General features: G+C 47.6%; 4 protein-coding genes. 1 reads left to right on the top strand and 3 read right to left on the bottom strand.

Translation table 11 applies throughout. From position 1 onward, the window contains the following. Positions 1-192 (top strand): PilZ domain-containing protein (locus tag A3750_RS26055; RefSeq protein WP_197474984.1); only part of this gene is annotated, 192 nt, incomplete at its 5' end. A 3-nt stretch (positions 193-195) separates the two neighbouring features. Here A3750_RS26055 and A3750_RS09655 read toward each other — a convergent pair. The 3 genes from A3750_RS09655 to A3750_RS09645 form a co-directional block, all read right to left on the bottom strand. Continuing rightward, entirely contained in the window at positions 196-1,281 is a 1,086-nt protein-coding gene (locus A3750_RS09655) for an alpha/beta fold hydrolase (protein ID WP_068453254.1), read from the bottom strand. 126 nt (positions 1,282-1,407) lie between these two features. Further along, positions 1,408-2,205: an enoyl-ACP reductase gene (locus A3750_RS09650; RefSeq protein ID WP_068453256.1), complete on the bottom strand. Its 798-nt coding sequence runs from the start codon at positions 2,203-2,205 to the stop codon at positions 1,408-1,410. A 2-nt stretch (positions 2,206-2,207) separates the two neighbouring features. Continuing rightward, on the bottom strand, positions 2,208-3,075 hold an 868-nt coding region (locus tag A3750_RS09645; RefSeq protein ID WP_156498509.1), incomplete at its 5' end, for an ATP-binding cassette domain-containing protein.

Below are 3,075 nucleotides of genomic sequence, written 5' to 3'. Positions count from 1 at the left end.
GACATGCAGAATGGTGCAATACATACTTTGGTTGTCGATCTGGACGAGTTTACAGAGAATTTCCGGCTTGCTGGTGAGGTTCGTTGGACTCAGTCTTGTCGCGACGGCTATTTGGTAGGTTTTGAATTTCTAGATTCTGAGCAAACCGGGATTGATGACTGGAAAAGCTTGCTTTCAAACTTCTTGAACTAGCTACTATTCGCTATCAATATCTTCCATCGTCTCTAAATTGGGCCCAAAGAGTGCCTCTTTGTCACCGAGAGAGTCAACAGCGTCTTGAATGGTAAAGGCGTCTCGCCCTAAGCCTTCGATTGTAGGAAGAGGCTCATCATTGATGAAAGCAATCAAATCGTAAGCGGAGTCTTCTGGGTGCTCTTCCATACTCAGATGGCCAACCCCTTTATATTCGACCAGCATCGAGTTAGGTATTGCGTCGACCCAACGCTGAGCATGATCAAAGCGCCCCCACTTGTCACGATTCCCCCACATAATTAGCGAAGGCGCCTGAATATCTGCAAAAGATGCGGTGGTTCCATTAAGCATCAATTCGTGGACCATTTCAGCTTGAAGGACGTTTGTTTTCTTTGCGCTGGGTGCTTGGAGTAAGTGCAGATAGCGTTGCAGTGATGCCGGGGTAATTCGTTCAGGAGTACCGTAAAAGTCATCTGCAATGGTTGTTGCAATGGTTGCTGGCTGGAAAAACTTGGACACAGTGCTACTGTCCACTAAGTAATCAACGATGAAAGGCGGCTCTTGTTGCATTCCCAAGGGCGAAATTAGCGTTAAAGACTTAATCCGATCAGGGTTATTGATTGCATAGCGCGAAGCGAGATAGCCGCCGTAGGATGCGCCTACCAAATGAAAATTTCGCAGGTTTAAGTCTTCAATCAAGTATGTGAGTGTATGTGAGATATAGTCTTGGCTAAGGTTCTCGGGGCAGTGTTTCTTTGGGTTAGAGATGCACTTGGGCGCACCGGTAATGCCCGCTCCAGGAAGATCAATGGCGACGACTCTAAACTCTTGCCGTAGAATCTCTACCCATCGCTCCCAGGTGTGGAGAGAAGATAGCTCCCCGTGTAACAGAACAATTGTCTCTCCCTCGCCGACGTCACGAAAATGCACTGGTAAGCCGAAGTCGTTAGTTCGAAACTGCGAATCGGGGTAGGAGTACCTAGACGTGATATACCACTTCGGTAGCTCTGAGAAGCCGAGAAAATTTGTCAGCGATGTAGCAGACTTCGATGCACCACCAATATTCGTGCAGCCGGAGATGCTGCCCAAAGCGAAAATCGCGAACAATATGAATATGTGACGTAACACAGAAATAACTCGACCGTTCCAGACTAAGCGAAGAAGAATACCTGATTGAAGATAGCTTTCAGTGAACTAGTGCAGCTTCGCAGCGCTTTATGCGTCCGAATCGTCTAAAGGCCGCATTGCTGTCGTGTTAAATCCGCCATCGACATACAAGATTTCACCGCTGATACCGCTGGCTAAGTCACTACACAAAAACGCGGCAGCATTACCCACTTCCTCAATTGTGACATTGCGCTTCAGGGGCGCTTGTTTCGCGGTTTCGTTTAGCATCTTTCGAAAGTTTTTAACGCCAGAAGCCGCTAAGGTGCGAATTGGACCCGCAGAAACAGCGTTAACGCGGATACCTTCTTGTCCAAGGCTGCTTGCCATGTAGCGTACATTTGCTTCTAAGCTGGCCTTGGCGAGCCCCATGACATTGTAATTAGGAACGACCCGTTCAGCTCCAAGATAGGTGAGGGTGAGGAGAGCTCCGCCATGTTCTTGCATAAGTGGACGTGCAAATTTTGCAAGAGCAACAAAGCTATAAACACTAATGTCGTGAGCGATGCCGAAACCCTCACGCGTTGTCGCATCGACGTAATCGCCTTCAAGTTCGTGACCAGGAGCGAAGCCAACCGAATGAACAACGATGTCAATATGCCCCCATTGCTGCTTAATGTTATCGAAAACGGCTTCTATTTGTTTGTCGTCGGCAACGTCTAGAGGAAGTATTAGCGGGCTTGACCACTTCTCACCGAAGTCCTCGACGCGCTTCTTGAGCTTGTCATTTTGGTATGTGAGAGCGATCTCAGCACCCTCGCGGTGCATTGCATCGGCAATACCTGTGGCGATAGAGAGCTTGCTAGCGATACCAACAATTAAAACTTTTTTTCCTGCTAAAAAACCCATACTTAAACCTCAGTGTGTTGCGCGATTACGGAATTCTGTCCATAAAAGAACGCGGCTTCAAGTAATTCCTTCGTGTAGGGGTGTTTTGGGGATGAAAACAAGGCTTCGCATTCATTTTCTTCAACAATCTTGCCATGCTTGAGTACGAGTACTCGATGGCTAAGTGCTCTCACGACAGCAAGGTCATGGCTGATGAAGATAAACGCTATATTGTGCTTTTGTTGTATTCGGCGAAGAAGGTCGATTACCTGTACTTGGATGCTTCTGTCCAAGGCCGACGTCGGTTCATCTAGGATAATAAGTTGTGGTTTGAGTATGAGTGCTCGGGCAATGGCGATACGCTGCCTCTGACCTCCCGAAAACTCATGCGGATAACGGTGACGATAATCCGGATCTAGCTCAACCTCACGCAGTGCATCAATAATCATCTGCTCTCGTTCGACAGCGTCACCAATCTTATGAATTTCAAGGCCTTCAGATATGATCTGCCCGATAGACATGCGTGGACTTAAGCTGCCGAATGGATCTTGGAAAACAATTTGTATTTCTCGACGTATTGGTCTGAATTGTTTTTGGTTCATCTGGTCGATACGTTTACCGTCAAATGCGATGACACCTTTGCTACTAAGCAGCTTAAGAATTGCCATTCCTGCGGTCGTCTTGCCACTCCCACTTTCGCCGACAATGCCTAGGGTTTCGCCCGCGCGAACGGAAAAGCTAACGTTGTCGACAGCGGTAAAGCTGTTAGTCACCTTTCCGAAGAAGTTCTTCTTTATTGGAAACTCGATCAGAAGGTTTTCTGAGTTAAGAATTAGCTCTGCGTTCTTGGAGACAGGTTGTGGCATGCCATGGGGTTCGGCTTCGATCAGT

This window comes from Oleiphilus sp. HI0079 (genome assembly GCF_001635105.1).
The sequence above is the reverse complement of the archived record's forward strand: the minus strand, read 5'-3'. Positions and strand labels throughout refer to the sequence as shown.

Bases quoted from the DNA above. Each gene is read 5' to 3' on its own strand.
- A3750_RS09650 (WP_068453256.1), bottom strand. From the start codon at position 2,205: ATGGGTTTTTTAGCAGGAAAAAAAGTTTTAATTGTTGGTATCGCTAGC.